We start from the raw sequence: 25742 nt of genomic DNA on the forward strand, positions 1-25742 counted from the left end.
GGCTGAATCGGGTTTAGGATAGAATAAGAAGCTATGGATATTCAACACTACATGAAACAACTGGGCGAGCAGGCACGTGCCGCTTCCCGTTTGATGGCAAAAGCCGATACCAATACCAAGAACCAGGCCTTGCGCAATATTGCCGTCCTGATCCGCCAGCATGAAAAAGCCCTGCTCGCCGCCAACCGGCAAGACCTGGATGCGGCCAAAGCCAGCGGCATGGAAGCCGCCATGCTGGACCGCCTGACGCTGAGCGAAAAATCTGTTGCCACTATGGCGGAAGGCCTGGAGCAGATCGCCAGCCTGCCAGACCCTATCGGCGAAATGAGCAACTTCAAATACCGTCCTTCCGGCATCCAGATCGGCCAGATGCGTGTACCACTGGGCGTAATCGGCATTATTTACGAAGCCCGTCCTAATGTGACGGTGGATGCGGCCGGCTTATGCATCAAATCCGGTAACGCCTGCATTCTGCGTGGTGGCTCCGAGGCCATCCACTGCAACCAGGCGTTGGCAAAACTCGTGCACCAGGGTTTGCAACAGGCAGGCCTGCCACAGGCGGCGGTGCTGGTAGTTGAGACTACAGACCGTGCCGCGGTAGGTGAACTCATCACCATGAAACAGTATGTCGATGTCATTGTGCCACGCGGCGGCAAAGGCCTGATCGAGCGCATCAGCAACGACGCACGTATTCCAGTGATCAAGCACCTGGACGGCAACTGCCATGTCTATGTCGATGATGACGCCGACCTGGTCAAAGCTTTGCGTATTCTCGAAAATGCCAAAACTCAGCGCCTGGGTACCTGTAATACGGCAGAATCCTTGCTGGTCGCGCGCAGCATTGCCAAAATAGCCCTGCCTAAACTGGTCGAGATGCTGATCAGCAAAGGCGTGGAAATCCGCGGCTGCGAAGAAACACGCGCGATCGTGCCACAAGCCAAAGCCGCCACTGAAGAAGACTACTATACCGAATACCTGGATGCGATCATCTCTTGCAAGGTGGTCAGTGGCGTGGATGAAGCGATTGAACATATCAACAAGTATTCCAGCCAGCACACTGAAGCGATTGTGACTGAAAACTACACCAAGGCACGCCAGTTCCTGCGCGAAGTAGATTCCAGCAGCGTCATGGTCAACGCTTCTACCCGCTTTGCCGATGGCTTTGAATACGGCTTTGGTGCAGAGATCGGTATTTCTACCGACAAACTGCATGCACGTGGCCCGGTAGGCCTGGATGGGCTGACATCATTGAAATATATCGTCTTGGGCGATGGCCACGTTAGAGCCTAACGCCTGCACCAGGTGCTTCACAGCGTTGCGCGTTTTTTAGCTTCGGCATCCCCGGAAGATTAACGTGCACTGAAACCTGGTTTTCGGAATCCTCATGTACTGACATATACACTGAGGTTTATGCGTGCCGTGCACTCGGTGCTGGCTCTCGGGAAATGCAACTTCTTAACTGACGCGATGCGCCGAAAGAATCACTAAGACGACGATGGAAATCATAGGCATATTCGGCGGCACCTTTAATCCCATCCACAATGGCCATCTGGTGCTGGCGCAAACCGTGCTGGATACCATGCACTGCGCCCAGATCCGCTTTATTCCCGCAGCCCTGCCACCCCACAAAACCACGCCGGCCGTCACGGCAACGCATCGTGCCAATATGGTACAACTCGCCATCCGTGGCCATCAGCAATTCGTGCTGGATACCTGCGAGCTGGATCGCCCGGGCCCATCTTATACAATAGAAACGCTGCGCCTGTTACGGCACCAATTGCCGGATCAGTCACTCTGTTTAATCATGGGCCAGGACAGTTACCAGCAACTGCCCACCTGGTATCGCTGGCTGGAGTTACCGGATTATTGCCATCTGCTGGTGGTACACCGCGCAGACCGTGAACCAGGATTGTCTTTGCACGCACAACATAGGGCCAAACTGGTGGATATCACCGACGCACCACATGCATTTGCCACTCAAGCGCATGGTTTAATCAGCTACCTGCCAGTGGCCCCCCCGGCGATTTCGTCTACGCATATCCGTGAGCAACTGCAGCAGGACAGTCACGATGCAGGGGCCGACATCCCGCAACAGGTATTGCAATACATCCGGCAGAATCACCTGTACCAAACCCAGGCTGGTTAGACTATTCAGCCCCGGCCAAAGACAAAGGCCCAGGGGACACCAAGCCCGTGAGCCTTGCCACACACTTACCCCCTAATGACTGGATGGCATCCCCATCAAGCTTCTCAATTGCCGTGGGTTAATCTCGCCATTTTTATCACAGAGCTGGCCCATTAACGCCTGTTTGCGCGCGCTGAACTCAACTGCCAGTTCACGCAGGTCCAGTGTCCTGGCTTCCCTGACTTCAGGAAACATCTCCGTTTCCTCTTCCTGGATATGGTGATTGATATACTCACCCAGCACAGTGACCTTGGCGTCATACATGGGATCCTGTGGGTCCATACTCTGGATCTGCGCAATCAATGTCTTGGCACTCTCATGTTCAACCACCGCCTCATTCAGCATATCTTCATCATGCGTGGCCTCACGTGCGCCAGGATAAAAAATCTCCTCTTCCGCCAGGGTGTGCGAGAGCAACTCGGCACAGATTTTATTGGCAATCTGTACCTTGCCCTGGATATCTTCTTTTTTAGCCAGCTTGCCAAACTGGGTAAACATTTTCTTCACTGCAGCATGATCATTCTTTAGCAGTACGATGACATCGTGTTTGACCACCGGTGCTGCCGTATGCCTGCTTGATTGCAAATTGGATGCTGTTCGCATGGGTTTCTCCTCATTCCATTACTCTGAACATTCAGCAATTTCAAAAACAAATTGCCTTGCCTGAATCAGGTTCCATCATGCGGATTTACGTCTGACGGCACCATGCCTGCCGGTCTGAATTTACTGTAGGAAAAATCGCACTCCCATACAACGCGAGAGAGACTTGAATATAAGTGATGACTTGTCAGCTATCGGAGCCGCACCAAAAACTGGTCCAGCTGTTTGGCAAACGCGTGACGGTCTGAGGATTGCAGGGCGCTGGGGCCTTGCGTTTCCACCCCGCTGGCACGCAGTGACTCCATAAAGTCACGCATCGCCAGTCGTTCGCGGATATTCTCTACCGAGTAAAATTCCCCGCGTGGATTCAGGGCGTGGCCACCCTTTTCGATCACTTGTGCCGCCAGCGGAATATCGGCAGTAATCACCAGATCACCCGCTGCCAGCGCAGCGACAATGACGTTATCTGCCACATCAAACCCTTTGGCCACTTGCATCGCCTTCAAATAAGGCGATGGCGGCACATATAGCAATTTATTGGCGACAAACGTGGCAAGGATATGAGTGCGCTCTGCAGCCCGGAACAGGATTTCCTTAATCACGACCGGACACGCATCGGCATCCACCCAGATCTGCATTAGTGCGCTTTCGGCGTTGGCCTGGCGGTAAATAATGCGCCTTGCGGTTTGCTGGCACCGGCTTTGTGAGAAGGCCTGCTCGCTGGCTGCTGATTACTGCCACGCGCATGATTGTCACTATGCCGGGGCGACTGGCCAGGGCGACCCGCCGCCTGATTGCCATTGCGCTGATGCTGCTGGTTCTGCCCTGGCTGGCTGGGATGACTACCCGAATGATTCTGGTTGGGCTGGCCTTGTGCAGCACGTTGAGCTTGTTGCGGCTGGCGGGCCTGTGGTTGGTGTGATTTTGCCTGAGCCGTGTTCGCTTGTGCCCGGTTTTGCGCTGGCTTGGCCGGCTGTTTCTGGCGCGCCTGCGCCTGGCCGTGCCCATTCTGCCCACGTGGTGGCCTATCTGGCTCTTCGCTGTTTTTTTCCGGTGCCACAAATCCTTCTACCGGCAGTTTGGGGATCTCACGTTTAATCAGCTTCTCAATGTCTTTCAACAACTTGAGTTCTTCCCTATCCACCAGCGAAATCGCCGCACCGCTGGCACCGGCACGGCCAGTACGGCCTATGCGGTGCACATAATCTTCGGGCACGTTAGGTAATTCAAAATTCACCACTTGCGGCAACTGGTCGATATCCAGCCCGCGTGCGGCGATATCCGTCGCCACCAGCACCGGAATAGTGCCAGCTTTAAATTGTGCCAAGGCCGCTGTACGTGCATTCTGGCTCTTGTTGCCATGAATCGCCATCGCCGGAATGCCGTCTTTCACCAGCTTTTCCGCCAGGCGGTTGGCGCCATGTTTGGTGCGCGTGAAAATCAGTACCTGCTTCCAGTCGTTCTGCCTGATCAGGTAACTGATCATGTCGCGTTTATGCGCCTGCGGCACCATATGCACACTTTGTTCGATCAGCGCATTCGACGTATTGCGACGTGCAACTTCCACCAGGTCAGGGGTGTTAAGCAGGTTATCCGCCAATCGCTTAATCTCATCAGAGAACGTCGCCGAAAACAGCAGGTTCTGGCGTTTTTTAGGCAGCAAGGCCAATACTTTTTTGATGTCATGGATAAAGCCCATATCCAGCATACGGTCGGCTTCATCCAGCACCAGGATTTCAATAGCAGATAAATCCAGTGCTTTCTGGTTGGATAAATCCAGCAAACGGCCAGGTGTTGCCACCAAGATATCCACTGGTTTTTTCAGTCGGGTGATTTGCGGATTAATGTTCACGCCACCAAATACCACCATGCTTTTCAATGGCAGGTATTTGCCGTAAGTGGTGACTGACTCACTAATCTGCGCCGCCAGTTCGCGCGTGGGCGAAAGAATCAGGCAGCGCGGTTTGCCGGCAGGCGTATTTAAAGGGTTTTCAGATAATCGGTGCAGAATCGGCAAAGTGAAGCCAGCGGTTTTACCAGTACCGGTTTGCGCACCCGCCATTAAATCGCCACCGCGTAATACGTAGGGAATTGCCTGCGCCTGGATAGGCGTCGGTGAAGTGTAGCCGGCATCGGCAATCGCGCGCTGCACAGGCGCGCATAAATTCAAATCAGCAAACGTGATGTTTGCGGGGGTATTTTCTTGTGACAAGGTTATTCAACTTATAGAAAGTGCATGGCTCATGAAAAATATAGCCATACAGCAAATTAACAGGCGTTGGTCTGTTGCACGTGGCAACACCAATCTGGACAAACGGGAATACTACTTTTATGTGTGTGACAAAGCCGCTACGTTGATTGGTCGTACGCAGGGTGCTGGCATTATACGCGCTAATTGCCAAACACCTAATCTATTGAATAGATTTAGGATTTTTCAAACTAAAATAGTTTACGATGCCAGTGTTCCAGCCCGCGCCGCATGCAGCTTTCGGTAGCTGTCGATCAGGCGGTGATGCCTGTCCAGGCCTTCCAGTTTCATACTGGTGGGTGTCAGGCCATGGAAGCGTATGCTGCCCTCTACTGAACCGATCACGGCGTCCATGCGCGCATTGCCAAACATCTTGCGGAAGTTGACCTCGTAATCGGCCAGCTCCAGTGCATCATCCAGCAGCACTTCCAGCACCACATTCAAGGCCTGGTAAAACAAGCCGCGCTCCAGCGTGTTGTCGTTGTATTGCAGGAAAGCACCTACCAGGTCGTGCGCTTCTTCAAACTGTTGCAATGCCAGATGAATCAGCAGTTTCAGCTCCATCACGGTCAGTTGCCCCCAGTCGGTGTTCTCGTCAAACTCAATACCGATCAGGGTAGCGATATCACCGTAGTCATCCAGCTCGTTGTTCTCAAGACGTTCCAATAATGCTTCCAGGCTGGTATCGTCCAGCGTATGCAGGTTCAAGATATCTTTGCGGAACAGCAATGCCTTGTTGGTGTTATCCCATACCAGGTCTTCTACTGGATACACTTCAGAATATCCCGGCACCAGGATGCGGCACGCGGTTGCGCCCAATTGGTCATACACCGCCACATAGGCTTCTTTGCCCATTTCAGCCAGCATGCCAAACATGGTTGCCGCTTCTTCGGCATTTGCATGCTCACCTTCACCGGAGAAATCCCACTCCACAAATTCATAATCCGCTTTGGCGCTGAAAAACCGCCACGATACGATGCCGCTGGAATCAATAAAGTGTTCAACAAAGTTATTCGGCTCGGTTACCGCTTCACTGGCGAAAGTTGGTTGCGGCAAATCATTGAGGCCTTCAAAACTGCGGCCTTGCAACAGTTCGGTCAGGCTGCGCTCCAGCGCGACTTCCAGTGTCGGGTGTGCGCCAAACGAGGCAAACACACCGCCGGTACGCGGGTTCATCAGCGTGACACACATCACCGGGTATTGGCCGCCCAGTGAGGCATCTTTCACCAGCACAGGGAAACCCTGTTCCTCCAGCCCTTTGATACCGGCCACCACACCAGGATATTTTGCCAGTACGGCCTGCGGCACATCTGGCAAGGCGATTTCACCTTCGATAATTTCTCGTTTGACTGCACGCTCAAAAATCTCAGACAAGCATTGCACCTGCGCTTCCACCAGCGTATTGCCGGCACTCATGCCATTGCTGACAAACAGGTTTTCCACCAGGTTAGTGGGGAAGTAGACAGTTTCGCCATCCGACTGCCGCACAAACGGCAGCGAACAGATACCGCGCTCTACATTGCCGGAATTGGTATCAATGAGGTGGTAACCACGCAACTCGCCATCCGGGTTGTAAATCTCCAGCGTGTATTCATCCAGAATCTCTTTCGGTAACGCATCCTTGCGACCAGGCTTGAACCAGCGTTCGTTCGGGTAATGCACAAATTCGGCATTGGCAATCTCTTCACCCCAGTACGAACCGGCATAAAAATGGTTGTTACTCAGCCGCTCAATATACTCGCCCAGTGCCGAGGCCAACGCGCTTTCCTTGGTAGCCCCTTTTCCGTTAGTGAAGCACATCGGCGAATGCGCATCGCGGATATGCAGCGACCACACATGAGGCACAATATTGCGCCACGAAGCGATCTCGATCTTGATGCCCAGCCCCGCCAGTACGCTGGTCATATTGGCGATGGTTTGCTCCAGCGGTAAGTCTTTGCCAGTGATATAAGTCTGTGATTCAGCTGTCGTATCTACAGTTAGCAAAGCCTGCGCATCGGCATCCAGGTTTGTCACTTCTTCAATGATGAAATCCGGCCCCGCCTGCACCACTTTTTTCACGGTACAGCGGTCAATCGAACGCAAAATGCCAATACGGTCTTTGTCAGAAATATCGGTTGGTAACTCAATCTGAATCTTGAAAATCTGCTTGTAGCGGTTTTCCGGGTCAACAATATTGTTGTGAGACAGACGGATATTGTCAGTCGGGATATTGCGCGTGCTGCAATACAGCTTCACAAAATAAGCCGCACACAAGGCCGATGAAGCCAGGAAATAATCGAACGGCCCAGGCGCCGAGCCATCGCCTTTATAGCGGATAGGCTGGTCGGCAATCACCGTGAAGTCATCAAACTTGGCTTCAAGGCGGAGCTTATCGAGAAAATTGACTTTCACTTCCATGGGGAAAATTCCAGAATGCGGCAAAAACGCTGAGGGCGTTATTATCCCTCAACACAGGCATGCCGCCTAAACATAAATGGCAAGTGGCTGATTAAATGTGCTTTTTAAATAACCCAGACTGAAAACTCCACGCCACAAAGCGGCTTTGCTTCTGGCCTTGTGCCATCTCCACTGTTTTCACCGTCCTCGCCTGCACTTTCTTTAACTCGCGATACACCAACGGTAAATTAGTCGCTTTGGAAACCAATGTGGTAAACCACACGCACTGTTTGGCAAACTGCCTACTCTCGCTAATCATGGTGGTTAAAAACGCCGCCTCACCACCCTCACAGAATAATTCATTAGACTGCCCGCCAAAATTCAGCGCTTGCGGCGGCCGCTTACCCAATCCCCGCCATTTGCGCTGTGTACCCGCCTGCGCTTCAGCGGCGGATGCATGAAAAGGCGGGTTACATAACGTGACGGTGAATTGCTCGCCCGGCAAAATCACGCCTTTAAAGATAGACTCTGGGTTAGCCTGCTGACGCAAACTAATCTGCTGCTGCAAACCATTCGTCTCAATAATCTGCTGCGCATTACGCAAAGCCTTTGCATCAATATCCACGCCCACACATTGCCATCCATAAGCGTGCGAAGCAATCAGCGGATAAACCAGATTCGCACCAGTACCAATATCCAGCATACGCACTAGTTGATTAGTGCCACTTTCTGCCAATAAATCTGCCAAGTAATGCACATAATCCGCCCGCCCAGGGATAGGCGGACATAAGTAATTCTTTGGAATATCCCACACCGCCACGCCGTAATACTGCTTGAGCAAAGCCTGATTCAAAGCCTTCACTGCCTGCGGGTTGGCAAAATCTATCGAGTCATCGCCATAAGCATTTGTTCGGACGTATTGAGATAGTGTTGGGTATGCTTGCACCAGCACAGAGAAATCATAGCCGGTGCGATGCAGATTACTTGGATGTAGGGTTGATGATGACTCAGACTTCATGAAGGTAAAAACAAATGTGACCTAAATGGCAATCAATCACTTACTGATAAACACCATTAAAAGTCTGGATTAACTGAGAGTAATTAAGACAACGAATTATACGCAACCATTTCTTAATTAGCCTCAACATCACAAGCAAACCCCCAACGCCCTTCTTTGATATTTACATATGGTCCAGTTACAGTTGCAAGAAAATACACAGCACTTTTTGGCTCATATTTAACAGTAAAACTAAAGTCGGTAGCATTCTCTTCATTCACACCATACGTTCCAACTAAACTAGTGGAGTCTGCTCCAACAAATTCCTTCCTTACAAGGAGCTTTTTATTTTTATCACTGACTGGCGAGAAGTAATTTTGTGCGCTCGTTAGAGACGCATCATCAATAGACCATGACTCAATTACAACTTTATTCACTACAAATGGAAGAGTACCTATGTTTTTTATCGTTACGCCTAAGCTTGCTAAACATATATCTTTCGCCGGTAATCTACTCCAATTAAGAAAACCCGTTGACGCGGTTCTGATTTCCAAAGGTTTTTCTATTTTTAAATATTTGGAATAGGCCCAAGCACCCGCAATAAGTATTGCAAGTATTTCAACGATATATTTAACAACTTCCAGAAAGTTTTTAGTTTTTGAAAATAACGACTTATGAGACTGCCTACGAAAGCGCCTCATAAAGGTCTTATGTGATCGCTGTAGCGATGCAACAAACTAGACGAAAAGAATCCACCACACTCGCTTGCTCTTTTACATCCCTCACACTCAGGCGCAAATTCATTCTTCCAGTCGGAAATGGATTTTCTATAAAAAGGCAGAATATCTTGATTAATAGTACAAAGTTGATGATTATAAACAGACGTTGTTAACCCATAGCTAACCAGAATATTTACAGCATCACTCAGGATATCCTTGTACTCAAAAGGATCTATCCATAAGCTATCAAGGTTTGCACGAGTAAAACCCATCATTTCTAATCCCATCAGCGCAACATGATCAACAAACAATAAATTGCGCCCAATAAACTCACATAGCTCTAACAAACCTTCTATTGATTGCTTGTGAATAACCACTCTGATTTCAACTTTTTGATTCAATCTTTTAAGATTTAAAACACCAGCCAACGTCTCGTCTAATGCACCGGAACTTTGAACTATATAATCATGTGTTGAAGGGTATGATGAATAAATTGGGATACCTACCATCATGTCAAAGTGATTGATGTCGGCATATCTTTTAGCAAAATCTATGTTTTTGAAAGATCGGCCATTAGAAAGAATATGAATGCCAGTTTGTGGTAGATGGCTTTTAGTAAACTCTAATAACTCTAAAAACTTCTCTCCAAATAGCGTGGGCTCCCCTCCAGAAAAACCGATTTCTTTGGTGTTTTTGGGTATTAACTTGATGAGATCGAAAGCTTCACTTAATAAGTAGGAATCATCGTGATTTTTAGGAGGTTGTGAACACATTAAACAATAATGATTACATTGCTCTGTAATCATTATCGTATTGTTAGTCGCCCTTTTACGGTATAGAACTCGTATGTGTTCTTTATTTGGTGTGATACGAACAATATCTTCATCGTTTAAATAACTAAACTCATCTGGCAAAACAGTGAAATTTTCGCCCTGAGAGAACTCAATATCATCAGCTAGAGACTCAAACGTAATGTAATGCGAAAATCCCTTTGGTGCATTCTTGGTCCTGGTAATGAATGCTTTATCGCTTCTTAAAACTAGGGGTAAGTTTGGATTTGAGCTTAGCGCAAATAATTTTGCTTTTTCAGAAGTAAGTTGATGAACCTGGATTACCTTCCCCCCGAGTTTGATCATCTGTTAGCCCATCCAAGGAATAGTTTTTTTGTATCAGAATCATTTTCCATGAGGGTAATTAAGTGTTTAAAAATACTCATGTTCTTTTTGCAAAACTCTGACTCAGGCTTCCGCCCCAAAAAATCCTTATGTATTGCATGGTGATAAACTGGCTCGGAACCACAGTATGGCTCAAATGCACATTCAGAACACATTGGAGCACTCAGCGTAAAAGACTCTTCAATTGCATCAAGTAATTTGTCTGAGAGAATTATATCTTCGTAGGAGTCAGACAAAATATTACCTAATTCAAAAGTCTTATCCCCCATTTCAGCAAGCATTCTGCTTTCATCAGAAGCGTAAACTTTTCCGTCATAATTAAAAACAATTGCTGCAATTCCAATACCAGCAGGGTTCATTAAATCAACATATCCAGACTCTTGGGCAGTAAGAATTTTCTTCAAAATTAAACTGGAATAATACTCTGAGAACTCAACTCCATTTCGATTCAGTTCAATGATGTAATCAAGGCCAGCTTTATAAAACTGTAACCATCGCTCGGTGTTGTAAGCCATAAATTTTTTTGTTTTTATCGCAAAACCGTACGGTGACAGTGGCCTTAAAAAAATACCCTTAAATCCTAGCTTTAAGTATTCGTCGATAATGTCTCTAACTTTATCTAGGCTCGACTCTGTTGTTGTCATCAAAGCGGAAACTTGATCATAGCCAAGCCGGTTTCTAGCTCGCTCTAATCCGGCAATGAATCTTTGGTAGCTATCTTTGTTTGGTCTTGGTCTATTTGAATTATGTAGAACCTCAGGACCATCTAGTGAAGTTGAAAGCTGAATTTTATGTAACTTGCAAAAGTCTAGAATTTCATCAGTTATTAACGAAAGGGTTGTGGCAATTACAAAAGCAAGATCTCTATTTACAATCTGATTTCTAATCTCAGCAGATTCAACAATATATTTGATAAGTTCAAAATTCAGTAATGGCTCGCCGCCTTGAAATTCAATCTTTATCGCTGGAGATGGAGACTTGAATACAAAATCAAGAGATTTGTCAGCCATTTCCTTAGTCATATCAAATGAAGATTTATCTTCTGACTGCCTGGAAACTTGGCAATATGGACAACTATGATCGCAGCGAAGTGTAACAACAAAGATATGTAGATTAGTAAATTGAGAAAGCCTGGATAATTTTGTTCTCAGTTTCAAAGCCAACAATTCAACTGGTGACTTTTCTTTAGGTAATCTGATGAAGTGCTTTGACCTTAATTGAGAATATAAGCGGTTCGTAACATTTAGCTTCCGATGAACCAATCCATCTAAATCATCCCGATCAATGAGCAGATATTCGCCAACAAGATTAGTGATGATATAACTTTCGTCATCGAATCTATCAAACTTAAAGGGTAACAACTCATAAGATGAGTCTTCTGCAGAATAGCTTTCAAGCCCTTTAAACTTACTCAATTTCTTGCAAATCCGTATTCAAGAAAGTGGCACTCAGTATTAAATTTCTTACAGTCTCAGTTTCTTTGGAAATCAATTGGCGTAAGTGCTGATCAAGAATTTCCTTCTTAAAATCTGCCTCTATTTTTTTGAGGTGTAGTTCTGAGTGATCCCCATCAAAGGTGATACGGCAAAGTATCGATTTATCATTTAACTCAAAATCAACCGAAAGTTTATTGATAAATCGATATGCCGCTTTCTGTATTGTTTCAACAGAATAAACACGCTCATCAAATGTGAGCGTCGTGGTGTTCATACTCACTTAATAACCTGATGAGTGTGAACGATGTGAGGAGTGTGAGCTATGTGAGGAATGTGAGTAGTGATCAGCATAAAAAACACCGTCACTATTAGGTTTTAAAATGAACTTCAGTGCAGTTTTGTCACTAAAGTCGAATTTATTTACTTGCCCACTTTCAACTTCGAGCAAGTTAGACTTGGACTGATCATCTATTGAAACACTCTCAATAGATTTAGCATTTGATTGATTTGTTGTTAATGCGCTTGCTAACACCGCTAAAGGTAAAAGATATTTTCTTTTCATGATTTAGCTCCCCTATTAATATTGGTATTTTTCAAGAAAATTATCATGGAATTTATATAGGCGTCCATAAACCATCATTTCAAATAAGGTTAAAACAATGTAAAAAATCGTATGCCAAAAAACTTAGCTTGTTTCTTTAAAAGTTGTTTCTAATAAATCAATAAGTTAGAAATAACTCAGCATCATTTATTTCTATCAAATAAAAATAAATGTTTAGGCATAAATACAAATGCTAGTTAGCTGAGAAATCGAAGTTAATTTATGCAAAACCCCTATTAAAGTATTGAATTAGATAGCAAAACAGCACCTTCTTTGTATATACATGCACAAAAATCTCTGTTATGGTAGCAATTATTAGAAAAATTACGGTGTTTTACACCGATAGAGATTTAGGGTGGCGTGCCAATGATAGATATTTCGGGAAAGTATTTATACACCATTCGCAGCGCAAATGGTGTGCTGGTTGAGAACTTGCAGATCTACGGGAAATCCCGCGCGGAAGCTGATCAGAAAATCCGACAAATGTATTGGCGCTGTGAGATCTTGAGTTGTATACCGGTGGCGGATTTAAGTGTGCGGGCACCGCATCTGAAAATGCAGTGGGTGCGGCCTTAACAAGGTAGGATAGGCTGGCGTTAAGAACCAGCTGGCAGTGTAAACTCAAAAAGCGCTTGGATTCCAGGCGCTTTTTTTATGGTTAAAACAATGAGAGGTTGTTTGCCAGCACCGTGGATTTGATTCTTTTCTTGCGTGGTGCTTTTTTCTTTTTGCCTGGCTCTGGCGGCAAGATATCGAACAGCGATTGCTGCGCCTGGAACATATCGTCTTGCGCACTGGTATCAAGCAGCTCTGGCCTTAACTCACATTCAATACGGATATCTGATGTTGGTATGCAGCAGCATGGCAATATTTCATCGGCGGCGATGAAGGCGAGTGGTTGCTCAAGATATTGCACCTCGCCCGCCAGCATGCGCACGCGGCAGGCACCGCAAAAGCCGCTCCTGCATTGATACTCTATCTCATGCCCGGTGCGCTCGAGGCCTTCGAGCAGTGTTTCCTGCGGGATAAGATTAAAGCGTAGGTGCTGGCTTTGTACAGTATTCACTTTAAAAATGGCAATTCAAAACAAAGAAGCGATGAATAAGTAAGCGAGCAGGATAGAGTGTAATTTGCCCGCATAGCCACTGATTACAACTCAAAGTCATTCAAATCATCTGCCGAAACTTCCGAATCAATCTGACCAATCAGGTAGGAGCTTAATTCCACCTCTTGCGGCGCGACTTGTACGGTGTCTGACGCCAGCCAGGTGTTGATCCATGGAATCGGGTTGTTTTTGGCGTTGGGGAATGCCGGTGGCAAACCGACCGAGGCCATGCGGCTGTTGGTGATGTATTCCACATACTGGCTGAGAATATCTTTGTTGAGACCAATCATGGAGCCATCTTTGAACAGGTATTCTGCCCATTGTTTTTCCTGCTCGGCAGCAGTTTTAAACATCTCGAAACACTCATTCTGCAACTCGGCGGCAATCTCGGCGAATTCTGCATCATCCTGACCGGAGCGCATAATATTCAAAATGTGCTGGGTGCCTGTAAGGTGCAAGGCTTCGTCACGCGCAATCAGGCGGATGATCTTGGCGTTGCCTTCCATCACCTTGCGCTCGGCAAAGGCAAATGAACAGGCAAAGCTGACATAGAAGCGGATTGCTTCAAGGATATTCACATTCATTAGGCAGCGATACAGCAGCTTTTTCAGTTCGCGGCGGTTGACCACTTTGGCCTCGCCATTGATGACATGATTGCCTTCGCCCAACTGCGAATACAGCATGGTCTGCTGGATCAGTTCATCGTAATAATGGGCAATATCCGTGGCACGTGCGGTGATGTTGTCATTGCGCACGATGTCGTCAAAAATGATGGAAGGATCATTGACGATATTGCGGATGATATGGGTGTACGAACGCGAGTGGATGGTCTCGGAAAACGCCCAGGTCTCAATCCAGGTTTCCAGTTCAGGCAATGACACCAACGGCAGCAACGCTACGTTAGGGCTACGGCCCTGGATGGAGTCGAGCAAGGTCTGGTATTTGAGGTTGCTGATGAAAATATGCTTTTCATGCTCGGGCAGGCCCTGGTAGTCAGCACGGTCCTGCGACACATCCACTTCTTCCGGACGCCAGAAGAATGAGAGTTGCTTCTCGATCAGCTTCTCGAATACCGGGTATTTCTGCTGGTCATACCGCGCCACGTTAACGGGCTGACCGAAGAACATCGGTTCTTTCATCTGGTCGTTGTCGATTTTGGTGAAGATACTGTAGGCCATGACTGGTAGTGTTCCTGATGTTTAAGTGTTCATTCTCAAACTGTTTTTAAAATGTACTCATTACCCCTCTGCAATAAGCGTTGGACGGTGAGCGAGCGGGATAAAGTGCAAGTCGCCAGGAGCACAGAAACCGCAATGTACAAGTAGTACATGAGGATTTCGAGCACCGCGCAACGCCACAATTTACCCACGCAGCCACTGAGTCAGCGCTTATTTAAATTTTGCAGGCTCCGCTGGCGCATCCATCGTCCTCGGCTTCCATCCCACCTTCCGTCGCACCATCGCGGGTGTTATGGTAGTACAGCGTTTTAATGCCCAGCTTGTAGACTTGCAGCAGGTCTTTCAGCAACTGCTTCATCGGCACGCGGCCACCTTCAAAGCGAGTCGGGTCGTAGTTGGTGTTGGCAGAAATCGACTGGTCGACAAACTTCTGCATAATGCCTACCAGCTTCAGGTAGCCATCGTTGTTCGGCATTTTCCATAGCAACTGGTACTGGTCACGCAGGCGGTCAATCTCCGGCACCACCTGGCGCAAGATACCGTCTTTGGATTGCTTCACAGAGACCAGGCCGCGCGGTGGTTCAATACCATTGGTCGCATTGGCAATCTGGCTGGAAGTCTCGGAGGGCATCAGCGCGGTCAGGGTTGAGTTACGCAGGCCATCTTTCTGGATTTCTTTGCGCAGGCTTTCCCAGTCCAGGTGCAGCGGTTCATTGGTCACGCTGTCCAGGTCTTTTTTGTAGGTATCAATGGGCAAGATACCTTTGGCGTAGGTGGTTTCATTAAAAGCACCGCATGGACCAAATTCGCGTGACAACTGTACGGAGGCTTTAAGCAGGTAATACTGGATCGCCTCGAATGTGCGGTGGGTCAGGCCCAATGCCGCGTCGCTGGTGTAGTTGGTGCCATTTTTGGCCAGGTAATAAGCGTAGTTGATGACACCCACACCCAAGGAGCGGCGCTTGTTGGTCGCGTTCAGTGCAGCCCTGACCGGGTAATCCTGGTATTCAAGCAAGGCATCCAGTGCACGCACCACCAGGTCCGCCAGGCCTTCCAGTTCATCCAGTGATTCCAGCGCGCCTAGGTTGAAAGCAGACAACGTACACAACGCAATTTCGCCTTCGGTGTCATTGATGTCATTCAATGGCCTGGTCGGCAGCGCGATTTCCATACACAGGTTGGACTGGCGTACCGGCGCAACAGCCGGGTCAAACGGGCTGTGCGTATTGCAGTGGTCTACGTTCTGGATATAGATACGGCCTGTACCGGCACGCTCCTGCATCATGAGCGAGAACAGGTCCACCGCGGGCAAGGTACGTTTGCGGAGGCTGTCATCGGCTTCGTATTGCGAATACAGGCGCTCGAACTCGTCCTGGTCGGCAAAGAAGGCATCGTACAAACCAGGCACATCATGCGGCGAGAACAGGGTGATGTTCTGGCCCTTGATCAGGCGCTGGTACATCAGGCGGTTGATCTGCACGCCGTAATCCAGGTGGCGCACACGGTTTTCTTCCACACCGCGGTTGTTTTTGAGTACCAGCAGGGATTCAACTTCCAGGTGCCAGATCGGGTAGAACAAGGTCGCGGCACCACCACGCACGCCGCCCTGCGAACAGGACTTCACGGCTGACTGGAACAGTTTGTAGAATGGCAGGCAACCGGTATGCTGTGCTTCGCCACCACGGATTTCACTGCCCAGCGCGCGGATACGGCCAGCGTTGACGCCGATACCGGCACGTTGAGAAACATATTTCACAATGGCGCTGGAAGTCGCGTTGATACTGTCCAGGCTATCGTCACACTCAATCAGCACACAGGAACTGAACTGGCGTGTTGGCGTACGCACACCGGACATGATAGGCGTAGGCAGTGAGATCTTGAAGGTAGAGACGGCGTCATAAAAGCGCTTGATCAGGTCGAGACGCGCCTGGCCTTCGTAGTTGGCAAACAAGCTCATGGCCACCAGGATATACAGGAACTGCGGGCTCTCGTAGATTCTCTTGGTAACCCGGTTTTGCACCAGGTACTTGCCCTCCAACTGCTTGACTGCGGCATAAGAGAAGTTCATATCGCGCCAGTGGTCGATATAGCTATTCAGCGCATCGAACTCTTCGCGGCTGTAATCGCGCAGCAGGTGCGGGTCATACTTGCCAAGCCCGGTCAGGCTGGTCACATGGTCAAACAAATGCGGTGGTTCAAACTGGCCATAAGCAATCTTGCGCAGGTGAAAAATGGACAGGCGTGCCGCCAGGTACTGGTAATCCGGCGTTTCTTCAGAAATCAGGTCAGCCGCGGACTTGATGATGGTTTCGTGGATATCATCAGTGCGGATGCCATCATAAAACTGGATATGAGAGCGCAACTCCACCTGTGACACCGACACATTATTCAGGCCCTGGGCGGCCCAATCAATCACGCGGTGAATCTTGTCGAGATTAATGGGTTCCTTGCGGCCATCGCGTTTCGTGGCCTGCATGGATTCGTATTGTGACATGGTTGGCTCCCAAATTCTGGAAGCGAAGGTTACGGCACTTTGATACAGCACATTCACATGGTGATGCACTAAATATGCATCATGGATATGAACAGGCACACGCACAAAGGTCAGAACTACAATCAGTCTGAAGATAACTTCAGTCTCAACTGTATCTGCCGAGGACACCCCGCCTCAAACGTTAACAAGAAAAATCACGGTCGGTCTCCTGGCTCTCAGGTCATCATTATTTGCTTGTACCTTCCCGAATCTCTTCAGTGGCTTGAATAGCAGCAAACAACTCGCTGATTACAGTTGCGGGGGCAGCTCTGGCTTGATGATGCCTGTACGCGGTCTCACGCACCAGATTCCCTTTTAAATGCAGCAGATGAATGTCCACTGCATACCGTATGGACAGGACTATAAATCAATATATAGGCACTTTCAACAAGCAAAAACACAATATATTGATTTATTTTGATTGACAGACAACAACTGATTGTTTTTATTGAGGAATATTTTTCGAGAAAATCACTGCATTTGAATATTGATGAAATGGCATATAAGCGTATCTTTTAAGGAACCCGCTGACTATTGGACTCATCGAACTTAACCGTGACTGATTGACTCGGTTGACTCGGTTGACTCTATAGAATCTTGATCATGAGATTTTCGTCGCAATTGAACAAAACGGCGTACTTGCCGTTTTTTCCACCACAGCACGATCCCGGTGATGCTGAGTATTGCCACGACAACTCCTAAAATAACAATAATCACTCGATACGCTAGGCCAAAAACCGCCCCGGTATGCAGCACTCTTAGCCATTTGCTGATAATGTCACCTGACAGGCCATGTCCAGGATAATCCTCCCGCAAGATGTTGCCAGTCATACCATCAATCCAGATATTGGTAGCTGCACCATGGTCACTTTGATCAAGCGTAGTGCGAGTGCGATATAGGTAAGCTCCCATCGCAGGGCGATACCAGAAACTATCTTCTGCCTGTATGGAGAAACCATGACGCACCGAGGCAACGTGTAATGCATGCTTTGCTTGCCGATATGCCACTTGCCACGTCAATCTCGGTTGTTCAATCGGGTTGGTCAGTGGATGCAATCGTGGTGCGCTTCTTAGACGTTCATCAAATGTCAGAATGGGAGACATCACCGGCTTATATACTTGCTCACCAAGGTTCAACATGACACTTGACCAAGCAAATAGCAACAAAACAATCCAACACCACAACCCCAAACTGCGATGTATATCGAAGTTTAAGCGATGAATGGAAGCTGTAAATTTGATTAGCCAAGCAATACGCCATTGCCATAACCACGGCCGCCGCACAGGGAGCGTCAATGCTAGCCCGACAAAACAGTCTACTGTCCAGATCAAGGCGACGGTACCCATCAATACCTGCCCATACGGATGTGGTAATGCAAATGCCATATGCAGCCGTAATATAAAAGGTACTATATTTTCGCGATGAAACTGACCTTTGCTGACCAGCACTCCCCACTCACGCGCACCAAGAAGTGCGCCTGTGTACGGGTTCAAGAAAACCTGATTGACGCCTAGAAGGCTCGGCTGATCTTTCTTAAAATCATACCTTGGACTCAGATAAAACATTTGCGACTTTCCTGCACTAGGGAAACTCACATGCTGTACCTGAGCTTGAGGATAAAGGCTTTCCACTTTATCTCTAAGCAAGAATGGATCAATGAAAGGCTGAGTGGCATCCCCTGCTGGCGGCAAAGCAACAAACCATGCAGGATTAAGCAATGCCTCCACTTCTTCGTGAAATGCTAATATGGATCCTGTAAGACCTGCCACCGCAAGAAAAACTGCGGTACCCAGCCCAGCCCATCGGTGAATGAGCACCAGCCGACGACGCATTGACTGTCTTTACCAGCGGTAAGATGCTGACACGTTGATGGTACGACCAGCCGCATAATTGCAGCCAGTGACGCCTGTCAGGCACACAGAGGGAATATATTCCCGGTCTGCTAGATTAAAGGCGTTCATGGTATAGCGCCATGACCCTAGGTCATAACTGACTCGAGCATCAAACAAAGTGTAATCTGGTACGGCCAGAATACTGTTGGCTGCATTGCCAGGCTTTTCTGCCACATACCGCACCCCACCGCCAACCAGTAAACCGGATAATCCCCAGCCATCCAGTTTGTAATCCAGCCAAGCCGATGCTGCATGGTAGGGAATGCCGGATAAACGACTATCGACTTCTGCGGCAATATTGCTTTTCGTGATACGCGCATCGGTATAGTTATAGGCAGCGATCAGGTTAAAATTCTCGCCAATCCTGGTTTTGGCTTCCAGTTCCAGGCCATGTGAGCGTGCCTCGCCAGTCTGGATCGAAAAGGTACTGTCTGTAGGGTCAGGTGTGAGGACATTTTTCCTGGTCAGCTCGTAAACAGCAGCCGTCAGCATAATATTGCTCTCAGGAGGCTGGTAGCGCACACCGATCTCATACTGCTTACCTTCAGTCGGCTTGAAACGTGCATCTTGACGATCCCGCCCACTGGTAGGTTCGAACGATTCGCTGTAACTAAAATACGGAGCCAAACCATTTTCTGCCAGGTATACCAGCCCGGCACGCGCAGTAAACGCGCGCTCTTTTTCATTGGTATTATCTGCCGGCGAATGCAGGCTCAGTGATTCCAGGCGTACCTCATCCTGCCGCCCTCCTAACAGCACTACCCATTTGTCAGCAATTTTCATCTGATCCTGCAGATAAAAACCTGTGCGATCCTGATTGGTACGAAATTGCCTCCAGGGTAAGGTATTAAATGCCGCCCCATAAACCGGGTTATAGACATCAATGGTGGCCAGGTTGCCTCGCTCGCGGTCACTGGCATGTTTAGACTTGGTGTAATCCACCCCACCCAGTAGCGTGTGTTGCACAAACCCCGTTTGTAGTTTGTATTCCAGATTGGTATCTGTCGTGAAGATAGAGGTATCGTCTTCAAAAAGACGCGCCTGTCGATTCAAACGACGCTGGGCAGTATCTGCCCACCCTCCCATCAGGAAATACTCGAAATTCAGCTCAGAGTGATAAGAGCGTACGCCATGACGCACCCTTAACTGGTCAGAGAAGGCATGCTCAAACAAGTAGCCAATTGTTGTAGTAGTGTTGTCGTAGGTGTCATGATCCGGCTCACCCAGATAACGACCACGCGAAATCTTGCCATTGGGATTAGCTTGCAAAGTACCCGCTACCGGCAAGGTGCCCGGGTCACTGTTCCGCATACGCTGATAGCTGGCAAGCAATGTCAATGAAGTGTGATCTGTGGGACGCCAAGTCAATGCCGGGGCAATATAAATCCTGTCATCCTGGCTGTGATCGATATAAGTATCGCTTTTGCGTACCAATGAAGTCAGGCGATATAACAATGTCTCGTCATCATTCAGGCTACCGGTGAAATCAGCAGACAATTGCTTACGGTCAAAACTGCCGACCTCTGCATTGACCTCCCGCATAGGCGTCGCCTGGGGCCGCTTGGACACCGTATTAATAATGCCACCCGGGGCCGCCGCACCATACAGCACAGAAGAGGGGCCCTTCAGGACTTCTATCCGCTCAAGACCATAAGGCTCCTGCTTGCCGTTATAGATGTTGCTCATAAACCGCATACCATCACGATAATAGCTCCCAAATTCGGAGTCTGCCTGAAATCCCCGCAAGTAAAAAGAATCAGCAATAGCTGGATTCATAGCGACAGTACCTGATGCCAATCCAGAGGTATATCCCAGCGCGTCTTGCAGTGATTGAGCATTTAAATTTCGCATCTGATCTGCAGTAACCACCGAAATCGACTGCGGTGTCTCAATGATAGGTGTATCTGTTTTAGTCGCAGTTGCACTGCGTTTGGCAACATAGCCTTTAACCGGCCCAGTGGCTATCTCTGCACCTTGATCGCTATTGCCTACCACTTGAACTTCTTTCATGGTTTGCATATCAGCCTGCCCTTTAGTAACCGGAAGACTTTTCTGTAAGGAGAACACCCCTTTACTGGTCTCAATTGCCTGCAAACCAGTCTCTGTTAGTAAAGTCTCAAAGCCTTGCTGTATTGTGTAATTTCCACTTAACGAGCTACTTGTCTTGCCATCAACCAAGGCAGGCGGTAATGTAATACTAATGCCAGACAGCCTGGCAAATTCGCTTAAAGCCTGCTCCAAAGGCCCCGATTTAATTTGGTAACTAGTTGTAGCAGGCTTGGCATAATCTTCAGCCAATGCTGTCGGCATGAGTACCATTGACGTACTGCCAAGTGCCATTAATAGAAATGCGGCCTGTATTGCTTTGCGTAGATGATAACGATGAGTGTGTTGCTGCATGAGTTTCCCTTTTTATAAGCCTGTGAGCATGAGATATGCATCTCCCTACTCACTTCACACGCCAACTTTCTAAAAGGGACAAAAAAGAATGATTTTTTTATAAAAGCCAGGTTAAGCCTCAAGCGCATCCAGCGTGATCCAGTAGCGCGTGAGGTAGCTCACTTTTACCGGCAGGATAGTTGGCAAACTGGCAAATACCTCATCAGTATTTTTCAACTGGAAAGCCCCAGATATTTTTAAATCTGCCACGCCAGGCGCGCAGCGTACAATTCCGTTGCGATATCTTGCCATCTCGGTGGCAAACTCGGCCAGGCGCATTTCGCGCACATGTAAAATACCACGCGTCCAGCTATCCATATGAGAATCAGCAACGACCGGTGTCGCTATTGCCTGCTGGTCAAAATATGTCTGCCAGCCCGCGTTGATCACACGCCGCTGACCGCGGCTGTTGATGACTTCAACCGCACCGTCAAGTACGACAAGATGAACATCGTCCGCACGCTGCCGGACAGTGAAGCGGGTGCCTAATGGACGTAATTCACCGTAGCGGGTTGCAATCACCAACGGTCTTTTCAACGGATCATGATGACCGGTCTGGACCATGATTTCGCCCGCTTCCAGCACAATCAGGCGTTGCATCTGATCAAATCTGGTATTCAGCCCAGTCGAGGTATTCAGGTGCATTTCGGTCCCATCCGCCAGTTGGACCCTCTGCTGCTCGCCGGTATGCGTACGGTATTCTGCACGCAACATCCGCGCTGGCTCACTTTGCCAGGTTTGCCATCCTGCAGTGCCCGTCGTCAGTAATATTGCCAGTGCCTTGATTGCACGGCGGCGTCCGGTTTGATGGCTGTTTTGCAATGTCGAATATGCCAGGTTGCCTGGCAAGCGACTCATTTTCTGGCTGACTTCAACGGCTCGCTGCCAGGCTATTTCATGTGTCGCATCCGCTTCCCGCCAGGCGCGACAGGCTGCGTGATCCGCATGCGTTGTGTCTGATTCCTGCAAGCGGAAAAACCACTCGGCTGCCTGCAGGGCTGTTTTATCGCTCACACTCATGACATCAACATAATGCATTGCGCCATGGCTTGCACCATATAGCGCTTGACGCTACGCTCGCTGACGTTGAGTTGAGCGGCAATGTCGGCGTAGGTCATGCCCTCGAACTGCGCCAGCAAAAAGGCAGAACGCACTTTGGCTGGCAAACCATCCAGCATGTGATCTATTTGTTGCAAGGTTTCCAGAATAATCAGCTTCTGTTCAGTAGATGGAATGGCTGATGCAGGCATCAGTGCCAGTGAATCCAGATAGGCCTGCTCCAGTGCACGGCGCCGATAAAGATTAGCGACTAACCGTTTGGCGACGATGGTCAGGTAAGCGCGTGGTTCCTGTAACTGCCAGTCTGGCGTTTTCTCAGCCACATGCTCTGGCGCATTGAGAATCCGCATAAAGGTATCCTGGGCGATATCGGCCGCATCGGCGGTATGGCCAAGTCTGCGCTGCAACCAGTTTTGCAGCCAATGATGGTGATGTATATAAAGGCGTTCAATAGCCTGCTGGACGACAAATTCGTTTGCTGACATTTTTGCCATACTTGCAAATGATAATTGTTCTCATTTTATCATGCACCAGCCATTTTTATATCTACACTGTTGAATAAAAAGAGGTATCCCACAGCAAGCTAATCAATCCGCGTTAAGAGTTAAGGTCCGGTGCTGCGTAATTCAGGGAAACGACAAGAACTAACGCGAACACCAGACTCCCACATGCGGTACTACCAGGTATAACTTAGTGTCCCGATCACTGTGCGCGGTTGGGCAACATAGCAATATCCTTGGGTGCAAATGCTATACCGGTTATCAGCCAGGTTATTGGCATTCAAGGCAAATCGCCAGTGCGGGTCAAGCTGGTAATGCGCCGCCATATCAAACAGGGTGACTTTGCTATTGGTATAAGTATTGGCGTCATCGCCATAACTGCCACCGATATGACGCACACCTGCCCCCAGCCCCAGGCCTTGCAACATTCCTGAAGGCAGGGTGTAATCGGCCCACAATGACAGGTTATTTTTAGGCTGGCCTGATTGCAAATTGTCGTAGTTCTCATCCTGCCGTCCGGTAAATTTCGGCATCAGGAAAGTATAGGCTGCGGTCAGGTTCACACCAGAATCCAGGCTGGTTTTAGCCTCGACTTCAAAACCGCGCGAGCGCACTTCACCCGCCTGCATCTGGCTGGCTGGCCCGGTGTTTAACACCACATTTTGCTGGGTAATCTGGAACACGGATGCGGTTAGCATCAGGTTTAGATCCTCTGGCTGATATTTAATACCAGCCTCAATCTGCCGGCCTGTGCTGGGTTTAAAGAAACCACCGGTAGCATTCCGGCCTAGCAGCGGGACAAAAGAGGTGGCATAGCTGACATAAGGTGTCAGGCCATTTGCCAGTTGATAACCCAGCCCTACCCGGCCACTGAATTTCTTGAAGCTGCGATCATCACTTTCGGCTGTTGTTTCCTGTGAAGTATCGGCCCAGTCATGGCGCCCGCCTACAGTCAATATCCATTGCTGCCATTTGATCTGGTCCTGCGCATATACGCCAACCTGGTTCATGCGGTATTGGTAGGGGTCATCCAGTACTGGCGCGCTGATAGGCTGCGCGCCGTAATTAAGTGTGGCCAAATCCAGGTCGGGGGCCGCGCCGAACCCCATCTTGCCGTTATTGATCGACCGGGTCCAGTCCAGCCCGAATAACACGGTATGGCTCAAATCACCCGTGTTGCCCTGCCATTGGGCCTGGTTATCAATCGCGTAAGTATGCAGGCGCTCCACCAGTTGACCGGTACTACGATTGGCGACATTATTGACTGTATCTATCGCATCAATTTGTGTATAGCGAGCATTCATATCCACTCGCCCGGTACGCACATTCTGGCGCAATGTCCAGTGTTCGTTCAGTAAATGCTCAAACAGATAGCCAATCTGGTATTGCTCCTGGGTGAAATTCTGGAATGCCGGATCACCGCTCAGCAAATGCTTATCCACATGTCCATCAGCATCATTAAAGTAGGAAGAGTTACCAACAGTGGTATCTTTCTGATAATGCGTCAGGATCGTTAATGTGGTTTTATCATTCGGCTGCCAGGTCAATGCCGGTGCAATATACGTTCTGTCATCATGCGCACCTTTGATCGGGCTGTCACTGTCCCGGTACAGGCCAGTCAGTCGATAAGCAAGCGTATTGTCATTATCCAGTGCGCCGGTGGTATCAAAGCGCACCTGCTGGCGATCATAGTTACCGATCTGCACATCTGCCTGATGCTTCGCTTCAAACTGTGGGCGCTTGCTCACAATATTCACCAGGCCACTGGGTTCGGATTGCCCATACAGCACTGAACTTGGCCCTTTCAGGATATCAATACGCTCTGCCGAATAAGGTTCCTCCTTGTAGAGTGAAAAATTACTGCTGAGCTGGCGCAGGCCGTCCCTGTACATGCCGGTGTAGGTCATATCAAAGCCGCGGATACTGAACGAATCAAAACGCGGATCAAAACCAAATGCACCCACACGCACGCCTGGGGTATAGGCAACCGCATCAGTCAATGTTTGCACATTACGTGCATTCATTTCATCCCGTGTCACTACCGAAATCGATTGCGGAACTTCCACGACTGGCGTATCGGTTTTGCTGCCACTGGCACTACGCTTGGCAACATAACCTTTTACCGGGCCATAAGCCGTTTCGGCCATACGATTGGTAGAAATACTGACTTCCGGCAATGCTTGCGGCTCAGCTTTGCCTTCCGGTTTAGATGGCACGGGCACCACGGTATAACCACCATCAGTGGTTTCTTTCACGGCTAACCCGCTACCTGCCAATAACTTCTCCAGTGCCTGGCGTGTCGTGTAATCACCCTGCAATGGGGTTGAGACTTTTTGACTGGTAACGCTAGTAGAGAAAATAATACGTTCGCCAGATTGATGCGCCAAGGCATTCAATGCTTTATCTAATGGTTGGGCCGGAATATTGAGTTCAACCGCTTGCGCAGCGGAAACGAAGTTAGCCAGCAGCAAGGCTATTAAAGTGGGCTTACAAGAGAGAGGCATGATACTTTCCAGTCAGAGAATTATTTGCTTACACTGGTATGTCGTTTGGGCCGAAAAAATTGTTGAGGTCCCTGTAATAATTTTTTATGTATTGGTTAACACACCCTCCATACTGACCCTTTCGTTTTACTGCCACGTCATTTTGCTTGAATGCATGCAATACATCCACGCGAGCGCTAACAAAAAGCCCG

20 protein-coding genes and 1 riboswitch are annotated in these 25742 nt (G+C 48.6%); of the genes, 2 read left to right on the top strand and 18 right to left on the bottom strand.

What is annotated here, in order from left to right; genetic code table 11:
* Window positions 1-33 precede the first annotated feature (33 nt).
* Window positions 34-1290: a glutamate-5-semialdehyde dehydrogenase gene (locus tag BLP53_RS06100; protein WP_091471260.1), complete on the top strand. Its 1257-nt coding sequence runs from the start codon at window positions 34-36 to the stop codon at window positions 1288-1290.
* Between the two features lie 205 nt (window positions 1291-1495).
* The gene (gene nadD / locus BLP53_RS06105) at window positions 1496-2146 is read left to right on the top strand and encodes a nicotinate-nucleotide adenylyltransferase (RefSeq protein WP_091471261.1); all 651 of its coding nucleotides are present in this window, start codon (window positions 1496-1498) and stop codon (window positions 2144-2146) included.
* A 72-nt stretch (window positions 2147-2218) separates the two neighbouring features.
* Here the strand turns inward: nadD and BLP53_RS06110 are convergent, their stop codons facing one another.
* The 18 genes from BLP53_RS06110 to BLP53_RS06195 form a co-directional block, all read right to left on the bottom strand.
* Entirely contained in the window at window positions 2219-2788 is a 570-nt protein-coding gene (locus BLP53_RS06110; RefSeq protein WP_091471262.1) for a hemerythrin domain-containing protein, read from the bottom strand.
* 188 nt (window positions 2789-2976) lie between these two features.
* A complete protein-coding gene (locus BLP53_RS06115) occupies window positions 2977-3423 on the bottom strand; it encodes a YaiI/YqxD family protein (protein ID WP_091471263.1) in 447 nt (148 codons plus the stop codon).
* Entirely contained in the window at window positions 3423-4997 is a 1575-nt protein-coding gene (locus BLP53_RS06120; RefSeq protein WP_091471264.1) for a DEAD/DEAH box helicase, read from the bottom strand. Before BLP53_RS06120 ends, BLP53_RS06115 begins: the two co-directional genes overlap by 1 nt.
* 237 nt (window positions 4998-5234) lie before the next feature.
* Complete coding sequence (locus BLP53_RS06125; RefSeq protein ID WP_091471265.1) at window positions 5235-7433, bottom strand: OsmC domain/YcaO domain-containing protein; 2199 nt, start codon at window positions 7431-7433, stop codon at window positions 5235-5237.
* A 91-nt stretch (window positions 7434-7524) separates the two neighbouring features.
* Window positions 7525-8430: a 23S rRNA (adenine(1618)-N(6))-methyltransferase RlmF gene (gene rlmF / locus BLP53_RS06130; RefSeq protein ID WP_091471266.1), complete on the bottom strand. Its 906-nt coding sequence runs from the start codon at window positions 8428-8430 to the stop codon at window positions 7525-7527.
* 113 nt (window positions 8431-8543) lie between these two features.
* The gene (locus BLP53_RS06135) at window positions 8544-9110 is read right to left on the bottom strand and encodes a hypothetical protein (RefSeq protein ID WP_091471267.1); all 567 of its coding nucleotides are present in this window, start codon (window positions 9108-9110) and stop codon (window positions 8544-8546) included.
* The gene (gene hxsC, locus BLP53_RS06140; RefSeq protein WP_091471268.1) at window positions 9107-10264 is read right to left on the bottom strand and encodes a His-Xaa-Ser system radical SAM maturase HxsC; all 1158 of its coding nucleotides are present in this window, start codon (window positions 10262-10264) and stop codon (window positions 9107-9109) included. The genes BLP53_RS06135 and hxsC overlap by 4 nt, the downstream gene beginning before the upstream one ends.
* Window positions 10261-11718: a His-Xaa-Ser system radical SAM maturase HxsB gene (gene hxsB, locus BLP53_RS06145; RefSeq protein ID WP_091471269.1), complete on the bottom strand. Its 1458-nt coding sequence runs from the start codon at window positions 11716-11718 to the stop codon at window positions 10261-10263. Before hxsB ends, hxsC begins: the two co-directional genes overlap by 4 nt.
* Entirely contained in the window at window positions 11711-12013 is a 303-nt protein-coding gene (gene hxsD, locus BLP53_RS06150; RefSeq protein ID WP_091471270.1) for a His-Xaa-Ser system protein HxsD, read from the bottom strand. The genes hxsB and hxsD overlap by 8 nt, the downstream gene beginning before the upstream one ends.
* Window positions 12014-12019: 6 nt before the next feature.
* On the bottom strand, window positions 12020-12301 hold the full coding sequence (gene hxsA2, locus BLP53_RS13550) for a His-Xaa-Ser repeat protein HxsA2 (RefSeq protein ID WP_143001351.1): 282 nt from the start codon (window positions 12299-12301) through the stop codon (window positions 12020-12022).
* Window positions 12302-12998: 697 nt separating this feature from the next.
* On the bottom strand, window positions 12999-13406 hold the full coding sequence (gene yfaE / locus BLP53_RS06160; protein WP_091471271.1) for a class I ribonucleotide reductase maintenance protein YfaE: 408 nt from the start codon (window positions 13404-13406) through the stop codon (window positions 12999-13001).
* An 83-nt stretch (window positions 13407-13489) separates the two neighbouring features.
* Window positions 13490-14623 (bottom strand): class Ia ribonucleoside-diphosphate reductase subunit beta, encoded by a 1134-nt coding sequence (gene nrdB, locus BLP53_RS06165; RefSeq protein WP_091471272.1) that lies wholly within the window; start codon window positions 14621-14623, stop codon window positions 13490-13492.
* Between the two features lie 214 nt (window positions 14624-14837).
* A complete protein-coding gene (gene nrdA / locus BLP53_RS06170; protein ID WP_091471409.1) occupies window positions 14838-17117 on the bottom strand; it encodes a class 1a ribonucleoside-diphosphate reductase subunit alpha in 2280 nt (759 codons plus the stop codon).
* 181 nt (window positions 17118-17298) lie between these two features.
* A riboswitch (cobalamin riboswitch) is annotated at window positions 17299-17522 on the bottom strand.
* Window positions 17523-17705: 183 nt separating this feature from the next.
* On the bottom strand, window positions 17706-18989 hold the full coding sequence (locus BLP53_RS06175) for a PepSY-associated TM helix domain-containing protein (RefSeq protein ID WP_091471273.1): 1284 nt from the start codon (window positions 18987-18989) through the stop codon (window positions 17706-17708).
* A 9-nt stretch (window positions 18990-18998) separates the two neighbouring features.
* A complete protein-coding gene (locus BLP53_RS06180; protein ID WP_091471274.1) occupies window positions 18999-21449 on the bottom strand; it encodes a TonB-dependent siderophore receptor in 2451 nt (816 codons plus the stop codon).
* Between the two features lie 111 nt (window positions 21450-21560).
* Window positions 21561-22526: a FecR domain-containing protein gene (locus BLP53_RS06185; protein WP_091471275.1), complete on the bottom strand. Its 966-nt coding sequence runs from the start codon at window positions 22524-22526 to the stop codon at window positions 21561-21563.
* Window positions 22505-23032 carry a sigma-70 family RNA polymerase sigma factor gene (locus BLP53_RS06190; protein ID WP_091471410.1) on the bottom strand — a complete coding sequence of 176 codons (528 nt, stop codon included), beginning with the start codon at window positions 23030-23032 and terminating at the stop codon, window positions 22505-22507. The genes BLP53_RS06185 and BLP53_RS06190 overlap by 22 nt, the downstream gene beginning before the upstream one ends.
* A 191-nt stretch (window positions 23033-23223) precedes the next feature.
* Entirely contained in the window at window positions 23224-25551 is a 2328-nt protein-coding gene (locus BLP53_RS06195; RefSeq protein ID WP_245652662.1) for a TonB-dependent siderophore receptor, read from the bottom strand.
* Between the last annotated feature and the right edge of the window lie 191 nt (window positions 25552-25742).

Origin of the sequence: Methylophilus rhizosphaerae (assembly GCF_900100975.1) — a bacterium.
In the GTDB taxonomy this organism is placed as follows: Bacteria; Pseudomonadota; Gammaproteobacteria; order Burkholderiales; family Methylophilaceae; genus Methylophilus; species Methylophilus rhizosphaerae.

What these genes read in the sequence shown, in the direction of transcription:
- BLP53_RS06180 (WP_091471274.1), bottom strand. Translation starts at nt 21,449, where the DNA reads ATGCAGCAACACACTCATCGTTATCATCTACGCAAAGCAATACAGGCC.
- hxsC (WP_091471268.1), bottom strand. Translation starts at nt 10,264, where the DNA reads ATGATCAAACTCGGGGGGAAGGTAATCCAGGTTCATCAACTTACTTCT.
- nrdB (WP_091471272.1), bottom strand. Translation starts at nt 14,623, where the DNA reads ATGGCCTACAGTATCTTCACCAAAATCGACAACGACCAGATGAAAGAA.
- BLP53_RS06195 (WP_245652662.1), bottom strand. Translation starts at nt 25,551, where the DNA reads ATGCCTCTCTCTTGTAAGCCCACTTTAATAGCCTTGCTGCTGGCTAAC.
- BLP53_RS06190 (WP_091471410.1), bottom strand. Translation starts at nt 23,032, where the DNA reads ATGTCAGCAAACGAATTTGTCGTCCAGCAGGCTATTGAACGCCTTTAT.
- hxsA2 (WP_143001351.1), bottom strand. Translation starts at nt 12,301, where the DNA reads ATGAAAAGAAAATATCTTTTACCTTTAGCGGTGTTAGCAAGCGCATTA.
- nrdA (WP_091471409.1), bottom strand. Translation starts at nt 17,117, where the DNA reads ATGTCACAATACGAATCCATGCAGGCCACGAAACGCGATGGCCGCAAG.
- BLP53_RS06110 (WP_091471262.1), bottom strand. Translation starts at nt 2,788, where the DNA reads ATGCGAACAGCATCCAATTTGCAATCAAGCAGGCATACGGCAGCACCG.
- BLP53_RS06135 (WP_091471267.1), bottom strand. Translation starts at nt 9,110, where the DNA reads ATGAGGCGCTTTCGTAGGCAGTCTCATAAGTCGTTATTTTCAAAAACT.
- BLP53_RS06100 (WP_091471260.1), top strand. Translation starts at nt 34, where the DNA reads ATGGATATTCAACACTACATGAAACAACTGGGCGAGCAGGCACGTGCC.
- BLP53_RS06125 (WP_091471265.1), bottom strand. Translation starts at nt 7,433, where the DNA reads ATGGAAGTGAAAGTCAATTTTCTCGATAAGCTCCGCCTTGAAGCCAAG.
- rlmF (WP_091471266.1), bottom strand. Translation starts at nt 8,430, where the DNA reads ATGAAGTCTGAGTCATCATCAACCCTACATCCAAGTAATCTGCATCGC.
- BLP53_RS06115 (WP_091471263.1), bottom strand. Translation starts at nt 3,423, where the DNA reads ATGCAGATCTGGGTGGATGCCGATGCGTGTCCGGTCGTGATTAAGGAA.
- BLP53_RS06175 (WP_091471273.1), bottom strand. Translation starts at nt 18,989, where the DNA reads ATGCGTCGTCGGCTGGTGCTCATTCACCGATGGGCTGGGCTGGGTACC.
- hxsD (WP_091471270.1), bottom strand. Translation starts at nt 12,013, where the DNA reads ATGAACACCACGACGCTCACATTTGATGAGCGTGTTTATTCTGTTGAA.
- nadD (WP_091471261.1), top strand. Translation starts at nt 1,496, where the DNA reads ATGGAAATCATAGGCATATTCGGCGGCACCTTTAATCCCATCCACAAT.
- BLP53_RS06185 (WP_091471275.1), bottom strand. Translation starts at nt 22,526, where the DNA reads ATGCATTATGTTGATGTCATGAGTGTGAGCGATAAAACAGCCCTGCAG.